Genomic DNA, 15866 nt, shown 5'->3' with positions numbered 1-15866 from the left:
TCGGAAAGAGAGGGCTCGGTGTGTACTTTTCGTATAAGCAAGATAACTGGGAATGGATTGAGGTCGAACAGCAGACCGATTTGAAAACCGAACTCTCCAAACAATCGCATATGAGCAGTAAGTGGCTGGATACCCTTGAAAAAAACAAACAGGACGTTATCGGTAACTCAACCGCTGTTCCAGATGAAGAGGCGCTTTGGGGAAGACTCACATACGAACAAAGCATGCAAAGTAAAAATGACAATCGAACATTTTCTTTTTTCCTTACGAAAGATACACTGTTGACGTCAGATCTGGATCAGAAGTTGTTCCCGGAAGAAGCGCGTGCAGAAATGGAACAAAAGCTGAACGACTCTGAAAATGCCCTTCAAGCGTTTGTTGTGCTTCTTAATGCAGTGTTGCACAAATTTCTTGAGCAGATTGATCATTTTGAATATCGACTAAGAGAGATGATTTGGGACATAAAAGATAATAATAATATGGAGTTACTAGAACGCATTGCTCAAAGCAGACATGAGTTGATTATTTGGAATAATCTCGTCATCCCGTTAGTCGAGACTCAAATGACGCTAGAAGAGACGTTCGATGGTGAACAACTTGGCGCACTTGAATACAAGAGGTTGTGTACAAGAATAAAACGGATCAGGATACTTATTAGAGAGTACAGTCAAGAAGTGGAAGCATTGACCGACATGGAGAGCCTCGTATCTAATCAGCGGGGAAATGAAATTATGAAAACACTCACGGTCATTACAACGATCTTTACCCCTGCTGCTGTATTCGGGGCGATTTGGGGAATGAATTTCAAATCCATTCCTGAATTCGAGTGGGCACATGGTTATGCCTTTGCACTCACTGTCATTCTGTCTACTACATTGGGACTTTACTTTTATTTGAAAAAGAAGGGGTGGATGGGTGAGATTCTGAAAACCAAGTCGAACAAATCCATTTTTAAGTGACCGTAACGGAGGGTGAGAAATGACGGACCAAGAAATGGACAAAATCCTACGTATCCGTACGGAAGGAACCATTGAAATTTTACAGAGCTCAGCGCACTATAACCGCTATGAAGCAACACCATACAGTGTCTTGGATGCCTTGTTTGAAATCTATCCGCTGCGTTCAACGGATCATCTTGTGGATTTCGGATGCGGCAAAGGGAGAGTTCCAATCTATAGCGCGTATCGTTTTGGATGTATAGTCACAGGCGTCGACTTGAACGGACGATTGCTGCAAGAGGCGTTTTTCAATCTCGCTGAATTTCGAGCTACACAGAAACGTTTTCGAGGTTCTATTGAATTTGAACAAACTACTGCAGAAATGTATGAGATTCAAGCTAGACAGAATGTTTTCTACTTTTTCAACCCGTTTTCAGTGGAGGTTTTCCAGACAGTCATTCACAATGTGTTAGAATCTGTTGAACTTCATAAGCGACAGGTAGACGTCATCCTCTATTATCCCACAACGGCATATGTCTACTTTTTGGAAGAACAGACTCCTTTTGAACGGATAGAAGAATTGCCGATCCCTGCTTTATCGATTGACAATGAGGATGAACGTATTTTGATCTATCGATATGAATCATGAAAAGCCAGCCCACCATCACTAGGTGGGCTGGCTTGTTATACAGGAACAGTTTGTAGCAGCTTTTCAATTTCATGCTTCGGTAAAGGACGGGAATATAGGAATCCTTGAACTTCATCACAGCGAAGCGTGCTTAAAAATAATGCCTGTTCATCTGTTTCAACGCCTTCTGCAATGACGTCGATGCTTAGATTCTTAGCAAGATCGATAATGGTTTTAATAATCGCAGTATTGCTGCTGCTAAGGTCTTGTAAAAAGACTTGATCGATTTTTAAATGGGTGATCGGAAATTTACTTAAGTAACTCAGGGAAGAATACCCTGTACCAAAATCGTCGATACTGACGTGGATCCCCTCGTTATGCAGTTGCTGCAAAATCTTTTGTGAATAATCGACGTCCGTCGTCATGCTCTCGGTGATTTCAATATTTAAATAACAAGGGTCTAATCCAGTCTTCTGTAGAACTTTGAGTACATTGTTGATGAAGGCAGGCTGTTTGAACTGACGAATCGAAACGTTTACGCTCATTCGTATGTTCGGAAATCCCTGTTCTTGCCATTGTTTTGCTTGTTTACAGGCCGTTTCCAGTATCCATAATCCGATTGGAAGAATGATTCCACTCTCTTCTGCAATGGGTATGAATTGACCAGGTGAGATCAGTCCTTTTTTGGAGTGATTCCACCGTGCCAACGCTTCTACACCTGTCATACGGCCTGTCTTCATATCATATTGAGGCTGGTAGTGAAGTTCCATCTCGTTACGACTGATAGCTTGCCGTAAATCCATTTCAAGCAATGTCTTTTCAATCATGTCATTGTTCATTTCTTGCGTAAATAAGCAGTAGGTACTTTTTCCTTGGTCTTTCGCAAGGAATAGCGCTGTATCGGCATGCCGCATAAGCGTGTCATAATCTTCACCGTCCATTGGAAAACGGCTAATGCCGATACTCGGAGTGATGTACACTTCAATCGATGAAAATGTATAGGCATTCGAGATTTCTTCGATGATACGCAGCGAGATTTCTTTGACTTTTGCTGGATCAGTCTCTCTGATCATTAGGACAAATTCATCGCCAGCAAGACGACATGCTAAATCGTTCGGTCCAAGACAAAGGGAGAGCCGATTTGCTACGGCTTTCAATACTTCGTCACCAATGAAGTGACCGAGAGAGTCGTTAATGTTCTTGAAGCGATCCAAATCTAAATATAGAATCGAAAAGCCGTTTTCAGCCTGCGTGATGGTTTCGTTAACTTCCGATTTAAACAATCTCCGATTCGGAAGTCCTGTTAGCGCATCATAAAAAGCCATATGTTCCACCAGCTTCTCAGCCTTTTTCCGGTCTGTAATTTCGACACATGTACCGACGACTTCGATTACGGTTCCATCTTCACATATTGGAGACAAGTAAATGATAAAAGAATGGTCCAAGTAGTCGAGCTCGAATTGGCAAGGCTCACCATTGAGAGCTGCATAGGCATAGGGACGCAGTTGTTGGAGCTCCGTCTGGCTGAAGGGGTTGGATTCCCCCCTAGTATTTAATAGAGTACTCGACAGCCCTAATTTTTCACAAATTTGTCCTTCCAATAAGGTGATTAAAATCCGTCCGTTATCATCTGCAACATATTTGAAGATGGCATTTTGCAAGTTCTTCACGGTTGTTCGGAAGTCGTTCTTTAATGCGGCTTCCAATGCTTGTTCCGCTTCGATTCTGGCAGTGATGTCCGTGCGGATTGAGATGTATTCATAAGGCGTTCCACTATCATCTGAAAAAGGGACAATCGTGGTGTTCATCCAATAAAAAGAGCCATCTTTGGCACGGTTTTTCACTTCTCCCCGCCACACTTCGCCACTTCTAATGGTACTCCACATGTTCTTGAAGAATGCCTCCGGATGATGTCCGGAATTAATCAGCCGATGTGTTTTGCCTAATAGTTCTTCTTTAGAGTACTTGGATAGCTCGCAGAACTTGGAATTCACGTACTTAATGACACCTGCTGCATCTGTGGCCGCAATTACAGAGGAATGGTCCAATGCGGATTCTAGATTATTCAGCTCTTTTAACGTAGCATCATATTTTTGTGAGGTCAGGCGTTCTTCCGTAATGTCCGAGTCAATGGAAATATAGTGGGTTGTCACTTGGTCTTCATTGACAACGGGTACAACTGTAGCTTGGACCCAATAAGGAGTTGAGTCTTTCGTAAACCCCTTTACGATCAGCTGCTTAATGAGCTCTTCATCGTCTGAACGATTCATCTCATCGTATACCATCTGAGGATCATGACCGGGGGATAGGATTTGATACGTATTACCAATTAGCTCCTCAGTACTATATTGAGTCAGTTCGCAGAAATGCTTATTGACGTAAGTAATTATACCGTTCGTATCTGTTATGGACACACAGAACTTTTCATCTAGAAGTCGTGTCAGTGATGGGATGTTTTGAGCTTCTGTTAACACCATAGTCACAGAATCCTTTCTTGTACTAGGTGAATTTCACATAGGACGGGTAATGGTTTGAGCGTTTATGAAAATTCCAAAGATGTGAGTGAGCAAAAATGCCTAGTAATCATGGTTCGATTATAACACTGTATCTTTAGACCTTCTAGTATTTTTGGAATGTGAACATATTCAATATTGTAATATACGGATAGTTCTCGGTTTTTAGACACAACTTCAGACAGGTTGCAGGGAATTGGTGGCGAAGGTATCATTAGGAAGAAGAACAGTCATACAAAGATTATATCGGTCTACATAAACCTATTTACACAGAAAGATCAGAAAGTATTTTATTACTATTACATTAAGGAGCTGTCGGATATGAACGGACAGTTAGACAGAATTAGACGGGAATCTTTGAAACAGAAAGTGGTTACTGCAGAAGAGGCGGCATCTTGGATCCAGGACGGAATGACACTTGGGTTAAGTGGTTTTACACGTGCAGGCGATGCGAAGGCCATTCCAGAAGCACTTGTGAAACGATCTCAAAAAGATTCTTTCAAAGTGAATGTATTTACAGGGGCTTCTCTAGGTCATGATATTGACAAACTCTTTACGGAAGCTGGAATTGTAAATAAGCGGCTCCCGTTTCAGGCCGACGCAACAATGCGGAAGGGCATTAATAACGGGGAATTGCTATTCGTCGATCATCATTTATCGAATACGTCTGAACTGATACGCGGAGGCGTTTTGCCACAAGTGGATATCGCTGTTTTGGAAGCGGTTGCGATTGCGGAGGACGGATCGATTATCCCTACTACTTCCATTGGGAACTCGTTGATTTTTGCAGAACATGCGAAGTCCATTATTGTGGAGATTAATGTTGCGCACTCTGAAGAATGGGAAGGCGTGCACGATATTTACGATCCGGGGGTATTAGGGGATCGTGAGCCGATTCCTTTGATGCATCCGGATGAACGCATTGGAACGTATGGAATTCCTGTCGACCCTGACAAGATCATCGGGATTGTGTTAACGGAAGAATACGATTCGTTCTCGACAATCGACCAGCCGGATGAAGAAACGGAAGTAATGGCAGGACATTTACTTGAATTCTTAAGATCTGAAATCGCTGCAGGCCGGTTAACGAAAGAGTTAGCTCCTTTGCAATCGGGGATCGGTTCACAAGCGAATGCAGTCCTCCATGGATTGTTGGATTCCGAATTTGAAAATTTGGAAGTCTACTCAGAGGTGCTTCAAGACTCAGTGTTCGAACTTATTGACGCCGGGAAAGTGAAATCGGCTTCGTGTACGTCGATTACTGTAACTGAAGAACGTATGGATATTCTAAGGAATAACCTTCCTTTCTATAAAGAGAAAATTGTTATGCGCCCACAAGAAATTTCGAACCACCCAGAAATTATTCGCCGACTCGGTACGATTTCCATTAACACAGCTCTTGAATTCGATATTTACGGAAACGTCAACTCGACACATGTGACTGGAACTAAAATGATGAATGGGATTGGCGGGTCAGGGGATTTCGCCCGTAATGCTCGCTTGGCGATTTTTGTGACGAAGTCTCTTGCAAAAAAGGGCGCGATTTCAAGCTGTGTACCATTTGTTTCGCATGTCGATCATACGGAGCACGACGTGGATATCCTAGTCACCGAACAAGGTTATGCAGATTTACGCGGACTTGCACCAAAAGAACGTGTAGAACTGATTATTAACCGGTGTGCACACCCTTCGTATCGTCAGCAACTATGGGCGTACTATGAAGAAGCAGCACTTCGCGGTGGACATACCCCTCACATTCTTGAGAAAGCATTGAGCTGGCACATCCGCTTATCAGAAACTGGGACAATGCGGGAGTCGAAGGAAGAAGTGACGCAATCATGAGGATTTCACTATTCGGAGGGACAGGCCGTGTCGGTTCGCTTCTGTTAACGAAATTTCTAGATGATGGACATCACGTTACAGCGTTAGCCAGAAACCCTGAAAAGTTGCCTGTCCACCCTAACTTGACCGTCATTCAGGGGGACGCCAAAGAGTTAGCTGCAATCGCCACGACAATCCTCGGAAGTGAGGCAGTGGTGAGTGCTCTCGGAACAGATAAAACAACGACTTTGAGTGAGGCAATCCCTCATATGATCCAGGCAATGAAGGATGAAAAGATCAAGCGGATTCTTACAATAGGTACTGCTGGAATTTTGCAGAGCCGGATTGACCCCGAGCAACTTCGTTATGAAGCGGGAGATTCCAATCGTAAATTGACCGCAGCTGCAGAAGAACACGATGCAGCCTATCGTGCACTGTCCGCTTCCAACTTGGACTGGACAATTATATGCCCTACCTATTTGCCGGATGGTGAACCCACAGGGATTTACCGGACGGAAGATAACCGGTTACCCCTGGAAGGCAAACAAATTTCCACCGGAGATACCGCACACTTTGCAGCACATGAGCTGATTGCATGTAATCACCTGCATGCTCGTGTCGGAATTGCATACTAAGGCTCCTAGTATGACGAAAACCCCACGCATCCCATAAGTATAGGGATGAGCGGGGTTTTTCCGTTAACTCAATTGTTCTAAAAACATCGTTGCGATGCCGAAGTAGATCAGCAATGAAAGTATATCGTTCAATGTAGTAATAAGAGGTCCCGAAGCAACGGCTGGATCAACGTTGAATTTGTTGAGAAGCAGAGGGATAACTGTGCCAGCGATAGTCCCTATAATGAGTGTTGCTAGCAGGGAGATCCCGACAACAAAGCCAAGTACCATACTTCCTTGCCAGAAGTACGCAATGATGGCGATAAGAGAGCCGCATGTTATACCGATAGTAACTCCAACGACCATTTCCCGCGCCACTAACTTAAGTGTTTTTTTCCAAGTCATTTCTTCAGATGCCAGTCCGCGTACGACAACCGCTAACGACTGCGTACCCGTATTCCCTGTCATCCCTGCAATCATAGGCATGAAAAAGGCGAGTGCGACCACTGCGTTCAATGTCTCTTCAAACTTTGAAATGATGCTGCCGGATACCAAACCTATAAACAAAAGTAAAATCAGCCACGGCAATCTGCGACGAGCCGCTACAAAGGGTTTCGTCCGGAAGTCTATGGATTTACCTGAAGCCAGCAGCATCTCGATGTCTTCGTCTGCTTCACGTACGACGATGTCGAGCACTTGATCACCGGAAATGGTTCCGACTAAAATATTGTCACCTGTGGTGACAGGGACCGCTTCGAAATCGTATCTTCCAATCAGTTTGGCAACGTCTTCTTGCTTCGTAAGGACGTCGACTTGGATCGGTTCCGTCCTCATAATATCAGAGACAAGCTGATGATCATCTGCAAGCAGTAAATCCCGGAAAGTCACAACCCCGATCAGTCGCTTCTCTTCATCCACTACATATAAGTAGTTGATGAAGTGAGCAAGGTTTTCGAATGCTTTAAGTTTCTGCTCCGCCTCGATGACTGAGACTTGCGGAGAGATGGGTATGTATCGGTTCGTCATGACCCGACCGGCCGTTTTCGGAGGGTAATCCATGATATGCAAAATGGACTCCAATTCTTCACGCCGCATTTTAGCAATCAAGTCATCGATTTTGCTCTTGGAAAGCCCCGTCAACAAAAAAGCCAAATCGTTATTTTGCATCTTGTGCAATATTTCAGCAGAACGATCTGGCCCGATCCTTTCTAGTACAGAAAGCTGCTCGTCCTTACTGAGATAGCGCAGCAAATCGGTCAGTTCTTGAATGGTAAGCCATTCTAGAAAGAGTGATCTCCGTTTTCTAGGAAGTTCCTTGTATTGGGAGGCAATCTCGTATTTTTCTAGTGCATGGATGATTTCCTGAAACTTCTCTTTCTTTCCTTCATTGAGAACTCGAATGATTGCTCTCTCCAACTGTACCTTATCCAACGTCTCTTTCTTATCTTCTTTCTGAAACAAACCCATGTCATCACCTCGACTATTGTTCAAACTTATTACCCTTATGCCCTATCTGGAGGAATTGGAAACAAAGAGTAAGTAATTCAATACTATTTGAATAATTATGCGTTAAATAAAATAATAATTCACTTTCCTGTTTGCTTGTGTTTTAATAGAACAACTAATATTGAAAAGGGAGATGATCTGAAAAAAGAAAACTGATATTACAGTTTTATTACGGTTTTTTCAATTTTCATGTTTAAATGAATTCTACTAGGGAAAGTGCAATAGGGAGTACAAAAAATAGCCGATTGGCTAATACAAAAGGGGAGTTTCATAGAATGGGAAAATTGAAGATGATAGTAATGATGCTTGCTGCATCGCTATTGTTACTTGCTGCATGCGGTAAAGAGGACAATGACAAGTCATCTGGTAGTGCTGGTGAATCTGGGGAAGCCGGCTATGACTTGGTGAAGAAAGGGAAATTCACATTTGCTGCAAGTGGTGTATACAAGCCATTCAGTTTTGAAGAAGACGGAAAGCTGACTGGTTTCGATATTGAAATTGGAAATGCACTAGCTGAAAAGATGGACCTTGAACCGAATCCTGTAACCAATCCATTTGAAACAATCTTACAAGGGTTAGTCGGTAAAAAGTTTGATGCCATCATCGGTTCGATGGCTTATACAAAGGAACGTGCAGAACAGGCAGATTTCACGGAGCCTTATTACTACTCTGGAGGAATGATCTTTGTTGCTAAAGATAATGACGAGGTCAAAGGTCCAGATGATCTTGACGGCAAAAAAATAGGTGTCGTTGCACAATCCACGTACGAAGCACCTGCAAAAGAACTATCCGATAACATCCAGTATTACAGCAGTGATGTAGTAGCGCTCAAGGATTTGACTGTGGAAGGTCGTCTCGATGCGGTGATCACGGCAGATATCGTAGGGTTTGAAGCAATCGATAATGGATTTGAAGTGAAAGAAGTTGGAAAGCCGATGTGGGTGGAACAACCATCGATTGCGGTGAATAAGGAGAATCCGGAATTGACAAAAGCACTGGATAAGGCACTTCAGGAATTGATCGATGATGGAACGTACAAAGAAATTTCAGAGAAGTGGTTCGGTCGCGACCTTCTTGACATTGATTTGGAAGGTGTCGAGTTATTAGAATGAGTGAACTCCCCACCTATTTAACGGAAAGTTGGTGTGCCGGTGCCTGAGTTATTTGTAACCTTTAAGAACGTATTTATGGAAACCTACAAAGGTTTTTTAGAAGCAGGTCTATTAACCATTGAAATTACAGCGATCGCAGTAGTGATAGGTACTATTCTTGGAATCATCTTTGCACTCATGAAGATTTCCAACTCCAAAATATTACAGACAATCGCAAATTTATATATTACTCTGATTCGCGGAACCCCATTGATTGTACAGATCATGTTCCTCTACTTCGGGATCACATCGATCATCATACTGGAAAACTTCTGGGCGGGTGCAATTGCTCTAGGTGTCCATAATGGAGCTTATATTGCTGAAATCTTCCGCGGATCGATTCAAGGGATCGATCGGGGGCAGCGGGAAGCGAGCCTTGCATTAGGGATGAACAGGTCTCAGACAATGAGACGCATTGTGTTCCCTCAAGCATTGCGACGCGCCATTCCGCCACTAGGCAACCAGTTCATCATTACGTTGAAAGACTCCTCGTTAGTCTATGTAATCGGTGTATCTGAACTGTTCGGTGTTGCCAACCGGGTTGCTGCATCCAACTTCAAACAATTTGAAACGTTTCTCGTAGTCGGGCTTTACTATCTTATTCTTGTCCTGATTTTCACTGCATTACTGAAGTGGTATGAGAACAAATTGGATGTGGATAAATAATGGGGGCAGATACGATGATTAAAGCGGAAAACGTTCATAAGTCATTTGGAAAACTTGAAGTGCTGAAAGGGATCGATATGGAAGTTCGTCCAGGCGAAGTGGTCGTTCTCGTCGGTGTCAGTGGTTCGGGGAAGAGTACCTTCCTCCGATGCCTCAACTTCTTGGAACTAACTAATGAAGGCGTCATAACGATCGACGGAAAAAGGGTGAATCAAAAGAAGGATGATCTTGCAAAAGTGCGGGCTGAAGTCGGAATGGTATTTCAGCATTTCAACTTATTTCCTCATAAGACGGTGCTTGAAAATGTCATGGAAGCACCGATCATGGTCAAAAAGGTAGCCAAAACCACCGCCAAAACAAGAGCTCTTGAAATTCTTGAAAAGGTGGGTCTGTCTGATAAGGCAGATGTCTATCCAAATAAGTTATCGGGGGGCCAAAAACAGCGCGTGGCGATTGCTCGAGCCCTTGCGATGGAACCGAAAGCCTTGTTGTTCGACGAGCCGACGTCCGCGCTTGACCCTGAGCTGGTCGGGGAGGTGCTGCAAGTTATGAAAGATTTGGCGGACGAAGGGATGACGATGGTAGTCGTTACCCATGAGATGAAGTTCGCCAAAGAAGTTGCAGACCGGGTCATCATGCTAAACGAAGGCGTCATCATCGAAGATGCAGATCCCGACACATTCTTCAATCACTCCAAAAACGAAAGAACCCGCCAATTCCTGGAAATGGTGAATGTTTAAAAGGGTATAAAGACTTGTTAATAGTAAGATAAGTGATATGTCTCGCCCTATGATTGGAGCGTAAGGCGGCAATTCCGGAGCGAAAATTGAACCCCTCGGAACGCGTCCGCCTGAAGCGCACATCAATACTGTCAGGATGTAATATAAAACCTCTATCCACGGCGTTACGACCGCCGGGATAGAGGTTTATTCATCGTTTGGGAGTATAGTTCAGTTCCTTGAACAGTCCATTTCGCTCCGCATCTGTTAAATCCCGCCACTGACCGACGGGTAGGTTGCCAAGCGTCAAGTTCATAATGCGCATTCTCCGTAAGCTGACGACATTATAGCCAAGTGCCGTGCACATTCGGCGGATTTGGCGATTCAACCCTTGTGTGAGCGTAATATTGAACTTTCGAGACCCTAGCTTGCGCACCTTACAAGGTTTGGTCACTGTATCGAGAATGGGAACTCCTTGTTCCATTTCCCTTACGAATTGATCGGTAATGGGCCGATCGACCGTGACGATGTATTCTTTTTCATGACCGTGCTCTTCCCGTAAGATTTCGTTCACAATGTCTCCGTCATTCGTAAGCAGCAGCAAACCATCCGAATCTTTGTCCAACCGGCCGATGTGGAAGATGCGGAGGGGATGATTGACGAAATCGACGACATTTCCGGCAACATGCCGTTCTGTTGTGCTCGTGATTCCTACCGGCTTGTTCAGCATCAGATAGACGAGTTGTTCTTCGACGGATACAGGCTTTCCATCTACCTCCACTAAATCACCGTCTTCGACTTTGCTGCCGAGTTCAGCAGTTTTTCCATTAATGACGACCCGGCCTGCTTCTATCCATTTATCAGCACCTCGCCGAGACGTGATGCCTGCTTCACTTAGAAATTTGTTAATACGCATAAGGTCCCACCTTGTCTGATTGCTATTTCTTTTTATTGTAGCTTCTTTTTAGCTGCCAATCAAAGCCTGTAATTTTAAATATAGTATTCAGAAAAGATAATGATTGACAGTGGCTTCGATAGTATGTAAGATTGGAGACAACTTTCAGATGGGTAGTGGGTGTCGGGAGCGACACCGCCCACGGAGAGCAGAGACGAGAAGAGAAGAGAAGAGCATAGCTGAGAAATCATTGAAATAAGAAGAGTAGCATCGCATCAGACAGATCCAGAGAGTCGGTGGCTGGTGAGAACCGACCTGTCTAGTGGTGTGAATGGACTTATGAGAGCCTAGTGAAAAACCTCCTGCAGGTTTTTTCAAGGACGCCATTCCCGCGTTACGGGAAGTGCTGATCGAACGCACATGAAGTGGGGGTACTTTTGTATTCCAATTGAGGTGGCAACGCGGATTTTTCCGTCCTCTGCAACCGGACTTAACTGTCTGGATGCAGGGGACTTTTTGTTGTTTTTTAAACTAATTCGAGATGGGAGAGAGTCAAATGACAATTGAAAAAATAGGATTACGAGTCACAGCTAGTCGGTTTAATGGAGAAACGTTGACACCCCTGTTGATCTTTCAAAGATTGCAAGGCACCCATAAATTTTTGTTGGAAAGTTCTTCGGGGCATACGCACAATGGACGGTTTTCGTTCATAGGTGCCAATCCTCTGAAAGCGTACAAAGGACATCCGGATGGTGTGGAAGAAACGAATTATTCTGGAGGTGAGTCGTTTGTTCATGAAGGGGAATTATTCACATTGCTGAAACGGCTCATGCCACGGGTGACGGATAACAGCGAATTTCCATTCACGGGAGGAGCGGTTGGCTATTTCGGGTATGAAGCGGGGAGAACAGATAAGAACGGAACAACCGCTGAATTCCCAAATGCTAATTTTAATGTGTACGACACGATTGTCATATATGACCATCAGGACAGTGAAGTAACATTATTGCATACAGAAATTCATCCTACCCACCAGGCCCCCGATCTGGATGAACTTTCAGCAATCCTTTTAACCGGTGATGCGGATGCAGAAACAGACATAAGGGTATCGGATTATCGAAGTGCTGTATCCCAACAGACGTTTGAAGCGAACGTACAGCGAGTAATCGATGAGATACATGCAGGAAAGGCAGAGCAAGTCGTCCTGTCCCGAAAGATGGTCGCTGATATTGAAGGAGATCCTTTCCAACTGTATCGGCTGTTGAGGGAGCGGAATCCTTCACCGTATATGTATTACATGGAGTTTGATAATCATATTGTCATTGGAGCATCTCCGGAAAGTCTCGTGCACGTTCATGGCAATCGCGTCCAAACGAATCCGATAGCAGGAACACGCAAACGCGGATTGACTGTGCTAGAAGATGAAGAACTGGAACAATCACTGCGTGCAGATCCGAAAGAGTTATCGGAACATGACATGCTCGTTGAGTTGAGCCAAAGTGAAATGAAACAGTTCTGTGACCCAGCGAGTGTAGAAGTTACTGGATACCAAGAAACCGTGAGATATGAGCATGTCATGCACCTTGTATCTGAAGTGACGGGGACTCTTGCGCCGGGCTTGCACGCACTGGATGCACTAAAAACGAGTTTGCCGGTGGGGACGGTCACGGGCAGCCCGAAACCTGTAGCTATGGCGATGATTGATGAGATCGAGAAAGAACCAAGAGGTATATACGGCGGAGCAATCGGATACATCGGTCTAAACGGTAATATCGACTTTGCCCTGACGATAAGAACAATGGTCGTGAAAGATGGTCAGGTGAGTGTGCAGTCAGGCGCTGGAATAGTTGAAGCGTCAAATCCACACTCGGAATTCATGGAGACAGTAAATAAAGCCAAATCGCTCACCGGATTGACAAAGAAGAGCCAATAAGGTGGAAGAAACAGAGAATAGTACAGTAGAGAAGAGGAGAGATGAGATATGAAGAGTTATATAGAAGCCATTCAAGCAAATTGTAATTTGACGTTTCAAGAGATGGAAGGGGCTGCAGGGCTGCTGTTCGATGAACGAACGAACGAGAATGAAATAGCAAAATTTTTGACGTCGCTTGCGATAAAAGGCGAAACCGCAGATGAAGTGGCAGCCCTTGCTGCTGTGATGTCGGCAAATGCAGTGCGGCCTGGATTTCCTGAAGATACTTATATAGATAACTGTGGTACCGGCGGAGATGGTTCAAACAGTTTTAATATTAGTACGGCGTCTGCTTTTGTCATGGCAGCTTCGGGTGTCCGTGTCGCTAAACACGGCAACCGGAAGATTTCAAGTGCTGCAGGAAGTCATGATGTACTGGAAGAGCTAGGCATACGGAATGATCTTACACGATCGGAAACGGCGGCCATGATGGAACTAACGGGAATTTCATTTCTATTCGCTCCGAACGTCCACCCGAAGATGAAACGGATTGGAGAGATTCGCAGACGAATTGGCAGTCCAACGATTTTTAACCTAGTCGGTCCACTGACGAATCCAGTTCCGCTCCACGCACAATACACGGGCATCAATCGTAAGGATTTCGTGATGGAATATGCTTCTGTTCTGACGATTCTTGACCGGAAGCGGGCGGTAGTCGTGGCGGGTGCCGGGGGACCTGATGAGGCTACGCTGGCTGGACGCAATACACTCGTCCTCGCGGATTGTGGAGATCTGATTCCGTTTACGCTAACGGCGGAAGATGTTGGGCTGAAACCAGCTAGCCTTGAAGCGATCAAAGGTGGCGATGCCGTCCGGAATGCGTCCATTATCCGTTCAATCATGGATGGTGAGCGTAGTCCGAAATTCGATACAGTAGTCTTCAATGCAGGGATCGGATTATTTACAGACGGGATTGTAAAAACCGTTCATGAAGGAGTCCGGCTTGCCGAAGATAGCATTCTTTCAGGGCGGGCGAAGCGTAAGTTAGAAGAAGTGACTGCGTTTAGTGCACAGTGTTCCAATAAGGTGGTGACATCATGACCATTCTGGAAGAAATATTACGGGAGAAAGAACAAGAAGTATCCCGATTGCTAGCAGAACCGGTTGCTCAAACTTCTCAAGCAAACGCAGTTCGTCCTTCGTTGTTTGGCTCCATTAAGAAAGCGAAGCAACTGCAAGTAATCGCGGAAATAAAGCGCGCTTCGCCATCGAAAGGAATCATTCATGAGACTGTAAATCCTGTTCAGCAAGCAGAAATATACGAACGGGCTGGAGCAGCGTGTGTTTCTGTATTGACGGATACATCATTCTTCAATGGATCATTTGAAGATTTAAAGGCAGTAGCTGAGGCGGTTCGTATCCCTGTGCTGTGCAAAGATTTCATCATTCATCCCGTTCAAATCGATCGTGCGGCAGCAGCAGGAGCTTCCGTAATATTGCTGATTGTTGCAGCACTGCCCGATGCAGAGCTGAACGCGTTACGTGTATATGCAACGGCGCTTGGATTGGAAGTGTTAGTCGAAGTCCATGATGCGGATGAGCTGAACCGCGCTTTAGAAGCAGGCGCACAACTGATTGGAGTGAATAACCGGGATTTACGGACGTTTCAAGTGGACCTTGCAAGAACCGAAGAAGTTGCTTCCGTTTTCCCTTTCCACTCAGGGCGTGTACTCATAAGTGAAAGTGGAATCGGCGGGATAGCGGATGCACAACGCGCGGCAAAAGCGGGTGCGGGAGCTGTTTTGGTCGGTGAAACACTGATGAGAAGTGAATCACCTGAACAGACAATCCGCTCCCTGCAAGTCGATCTTGGGGGAAGCGGCCAATGACTAAGGTGAAGATATGCGGACTTACGGAAGCGAGACATGTGCAAGCGGCAGTGGACGCAGATGCAGACGCGATTGGTTTTGTTTTCGCTCCGTCGCGCAGACAAGTATCTGCAGACCATGCTGCACAATTGGCAATCCACATCCCACAATCGGTGCTGAAAGTGGGCGTGTTTGTCAATGCAACCGCGTCTGAAATTCATGAAATCTATGAGGCGGTGCCACTGGACATTGTGCAATACCATGGGGATGAAACCCCGGAGTTCATCGAGAAGGTAGGGCTGCCTGCTTTTAAGGCATTTTCAATTAAGGATGCAGATGATGTACATAGGGCAGCTGCCTATCATGTAACTCCATTGTTTGATGCACCTGGGGTTGAATTCAATGGGGGAAGTGGAACTACGTTTAACTGGGACATCTTGAAGGCGGCAGGATTTCAGGAGCGCCCCTTCATATTGGCGGGAGGCTTGAATGCTGGAAATGTAGGGAAAGCGATAGCACAAGTCAATCCGGTAATGGTGGATGTTTCGAGTGGTGTGGAGATTGAGAAGAGAAAAGACGAACAGCTGATCCGTGAATTCATCGAAACGGTAAAGCTGAAAAGTGAGGAGAGATGA

At 44.9% G+C, this 15866-nt stretch carries 14 protein-coding genes and 1 other annotated feature; of the genes, 11 read left to right on the top strand and 3 right to left on the bottom strand.

Features of this window, described 5'->3' with window-relative positions:
* Nucleotides 1-20: 20 nt before the first annotated feature.
* A complete protein-coding gene (locus H9659_RS04615) occupies nucleotides 21-959 on the top strand; it encodes a magnesium transporter CorA family protein (protein WP_191688752.1) in 939 nt (312 codons plus the stop codon).
* A gap of 19 nt (nucleotides 960-978) precedes the next feature.
* Complete coding sequence (locus H9659_RS04610; RefSeq protein ID WP_191688751.1) at nucleotides 979-1587, top strand: SAM-dependent methyltransferase; 609 nt, start codon at nucleotides 979-981, stop codon at nucleotides 1585-1587.
* A gap of 35 nt (nucleotides 1588-1622) precedes the next feature.
* Here H9659_RS04610 and H9659_RS04605 read toward each other — a convergent pair whose 3' ends face one another.
* Nucleotides 1623-4043 carry a sensor domain-containing protein gene (locus H9659_RS04605; RefSeq protein ID WP_191688750.1) on the bottom strand — a complete coding sequence of 807 codons (2421 nt, stop codon included), beginning with the start codon at nucleotides 4041-4043 and terminating at the stop codon, nucleotides 1623-1625.
* Nucleotides 4044-4400: 357 nt separating this feature from the next.
* Here H9659_RS04605 and H9659_RS04600 point away from each other — a divergent pair, with 357 nt between their 5' ends.
* Nucleotides 4401-5921, top strand: coding sequence for a succinate CoA transferase (locus H9659_RS04600; protein WP_191688749.1), 1521 nt, complete (start codon nucleotides 4401-4403; stop codon nucleotides 5919-5921).
* Nucleotides 5918-6535 carry an NAD(P)-dependent oxidoreductase gene (locus H9659_RS04595; protein ID WP_191688748.1) on the top strand — a complete coding sequence of 206 codons (618 nt, stop codon included), beginning with the start codon at nucleotides 5918-5920 and terminating at the stop codon, nucleotides 6533-6535. The genes H9659_RS04600 and H9659_RS04595 overlap by 4 nt, the downstream gene beginning before the upstream one ends.
* 63 nt (nucleotides 6536-6598) lie before the next feature.
* Here the strand turns inward: H9659_RS04595 and mgtE are convergent, their stop codons facing one another.
* Nucleotides 6599-8005 carry a magnesium transporter gene (gene mgtE / locus H9659_RS04590; RefSeq protein ID WP_225217645.1) on the bottom strand — a complete coding sequence of 469 codons (1407 nt, stop codon included), beginning with the start codon at nucleotides 8003-8005 and terminating at the stop codon, nucleotides 6599-6601.
* A gap of 290 nt (nucleotides 8006-8295) precedes the next feature.
* Here mgtE and H9659_RS04585 point away from each other — a divergent pair, with 290 nt between their 5' ends.
* Genes H9659_RS04585 through H9659_RS04575 form a run of 3 tightly spaced genes read left to right on the top strand, consistent with a single transcriptional unit; the run spans nucleotide 8296 to nucleotide 10577 of the window.
* Entirely contained in the window at nucleotides 8296-9132 is an 837-nt protein-coding gene (locus H9659_RS04585; protein WP_191688747.1) for a transporter substrate-binding domain-containing protein, read from the top strand.
* A gap of 39 nt (nucleotides 9133-9171) precedes the next feature.
* Complete coding sequence (locus H9659_RS04580) at nucleotides 9172-9837, top strand: amino acid ABC transporter permease (RefSeq protein WP_318240687.1); 666 nt, start codon at nucleotides 9172-9174, stop codon at nucleotides 9835-9837.
* 14 nt (nucleotides 9838-9851) lie between these two features.
* Nucleotides 9852-10577 carry an amino acid ABC transporter ATP-binding protein gene (locus H9659_RS04575; RefSeq protein ID WP_191688746.1) on the top strand — a complete coding sequence of 242 codons (726 nt, stop codon included), beginning with the start codon at nucleotides 9852-9854 and terminating at the stop codon, nucleotides 10575-10577.
* A gap of 190 nt (nucleotides 10578-10767) precedes the next feature.
* Here H9659_RS04575 and rluF read toward each other — a convergent pair whose 3' ends face one another.
* Nucleotides 10768-11472, bottom strand: a complete 705-nt coding sequence (gene rluF / locus H9659_RS04570; RefSeq protein ID WP_191688745.1) for a 23S rRNA pseudouridine(2604) synthase RluF — start codon at nucleotides 11470-11472, stop codon at nucleotides 10768-10770.
* A 220-nt stretch (nucleotides 11473-11692) separates the two neighbouring features.
* Nucleotides 11693-11933 (top strand) — a binding site (T-box leader).
* Nucleotides 11934-12007: 74 nt separating this feature from the next.
* On the opposite strand from rluF, the gene H9659_RS04565 reads away from it, so the two are divergent.
* Genes H9659_RS04565 through H9659_RS04550 form a run of 4 tightly spaced genes read left to right on the top strand, consistent with a single transcriptional unit; the run spans nucleotide 12008 to nucleotide 15866 of the window.
* Complete coding sequence (locus H9659_RS04565) at nucleotides 12008-13384, top strand: anthranilate synthase component I family protein (RefSeq protein WP_191688744.1); 1377 nt, start codon at nucleotides 12008-12010, stop codon at nucleotides 13382-13384.
* Nucleotides 13385-13432: 48 nt separating this feature from the next.
* Nucleotides 13433-14464: an anthranilate phosphoribosyltransferase gene (gene trpD / locus H9659_RS04560; RefSeq protein WP_191688743.1), complete on the top strand. Its 1032-nt coding sequence runs from the start codon at nucleotides 13433-13435 to the stop codon at nucleotides 14462-14464.
* Nucleotides 14461-15252 carry an indole-3-glycerol phosphate synthase TrpC gene (gene trpC / locus H9659_RS04555; RefSeq protein ID WP_191688742.1) on the top strand — a complete coding sequence of 264 codons (792 nt, stop codon included), beginning with the start codon at nucleotides 14461-14463 and terminating at the stop codon, nucleotides 15250-15252. Before trpD ends, trpC begins: the two co-directional genes overlap by 4 nt.
* Nucleotides 15249-15866: a phosphoribosylanthranilate isomerase gene (locus H9659_RS04550; RefSeq protein ID WP_191688741.1), complete on the top strand. Its 618-nt coding sequence runs from the start codon at nucleotides 15249-15251 to the stop codon at nucleotides 15864-15866. Before trpC ends, H9659_RS04550 begins: the two co-directional genes overlap by 4 nt.

This window comes from Sporosarcina gallistercoris, from assembly GCF_014836415.1.
Taxonomy (GTDB): domain Bacteria; phylum Bacillota; class Bacilli; order Bacillales_A; family Planococcaceae; genus Sporosarcina; species Sporosarcina gallistercoris.
Note: the sequence above shows the minus strand (reverse complement) of the source record. Positions and strands in the feature narration are given on the sequence as shown.

What these genes read in the sequence shown, in the direction of transcription:
- trpD (WP_191688743.1), top strand. Translation starts at nt 13,433, where the DNA reads ATGAAGAGTTATATAGAAGCCATTCAAGCAAATTGTAATTTGACGTTT.
- trpC (WP_191688742.1), top strand. Translation starts at nt 14,461, where the DNA reads ATGACCATTCTGGAAGAAATATTACGGGAGAAAGAACAAGAAGTATCC.
- H9659_RS04610 (WP_191688751.1), top strand. Translation starts at nt 979, where the DNA reads ATGACGGACCAAGAAATGGACAAAATCCTACGTATCCGTACGGAAGGA.
- H9659_RS04605 (WP_191688750.1), bottom strand. Translation starts at nt 4,043, where the DNA reads ATGGTGTTAACAGAAGCTCAAAACATCCCATCACTGACACGACTTCTA.
- H9659_RS04595 (WP_191688748.1), top strand. Translation starts at nt 5,918, where the DNA reads ATGAGGATTTCACTATTCGGAGGGACAGGCCGTGTCGGTTCGCTTCTG.
- H9659_RS04585 (WP_191688747.1), top strand. Translation starts at nt 8,296, where the DNA reads ATGGGAAAATTGAAGATGATAGTAATGATGCTTGCTGCATCGCTATTG.
- rluF (WP_191688745.1), bottom strand. Translation starts at nt 11,472, where the DNA reads ATGCGTATTAACAAATTTCTAAGTGAAGCAGGCATCACGTCTCGGCGA.
- H9659_RS04565 (WP_191688744.1), top strand. Translation starts at nt 12,008, where the DNA reads ATGACAATTGAAAAAATAGGATTACGAGTCACAGCTAGTCGGTTTAAT.
- H9659_RS04600 (WP_191688749.1), top strand. Translation starts at nt 4,401, where the DNA reads ATGAACGGACAGTTAGACAGAATTAGACGGGAATCTTTGAAACAGAAA.
- H9659_RS04575 (WP_191688746.1), top strand. Translation starts at nt 9,852, where the DNA reads ATGATTAAAGCGGAAAACGTTCATAAGTCATTTGGAAAACTTGAAGTG.
- H9659_RS04550 (WP_191688741.1), top strand. Translation starts at nt 15,249, where the DNA reads ATGACTAAGGTGAAGATATGCGGACTTACGGAAGCGAGACATGTGCAA.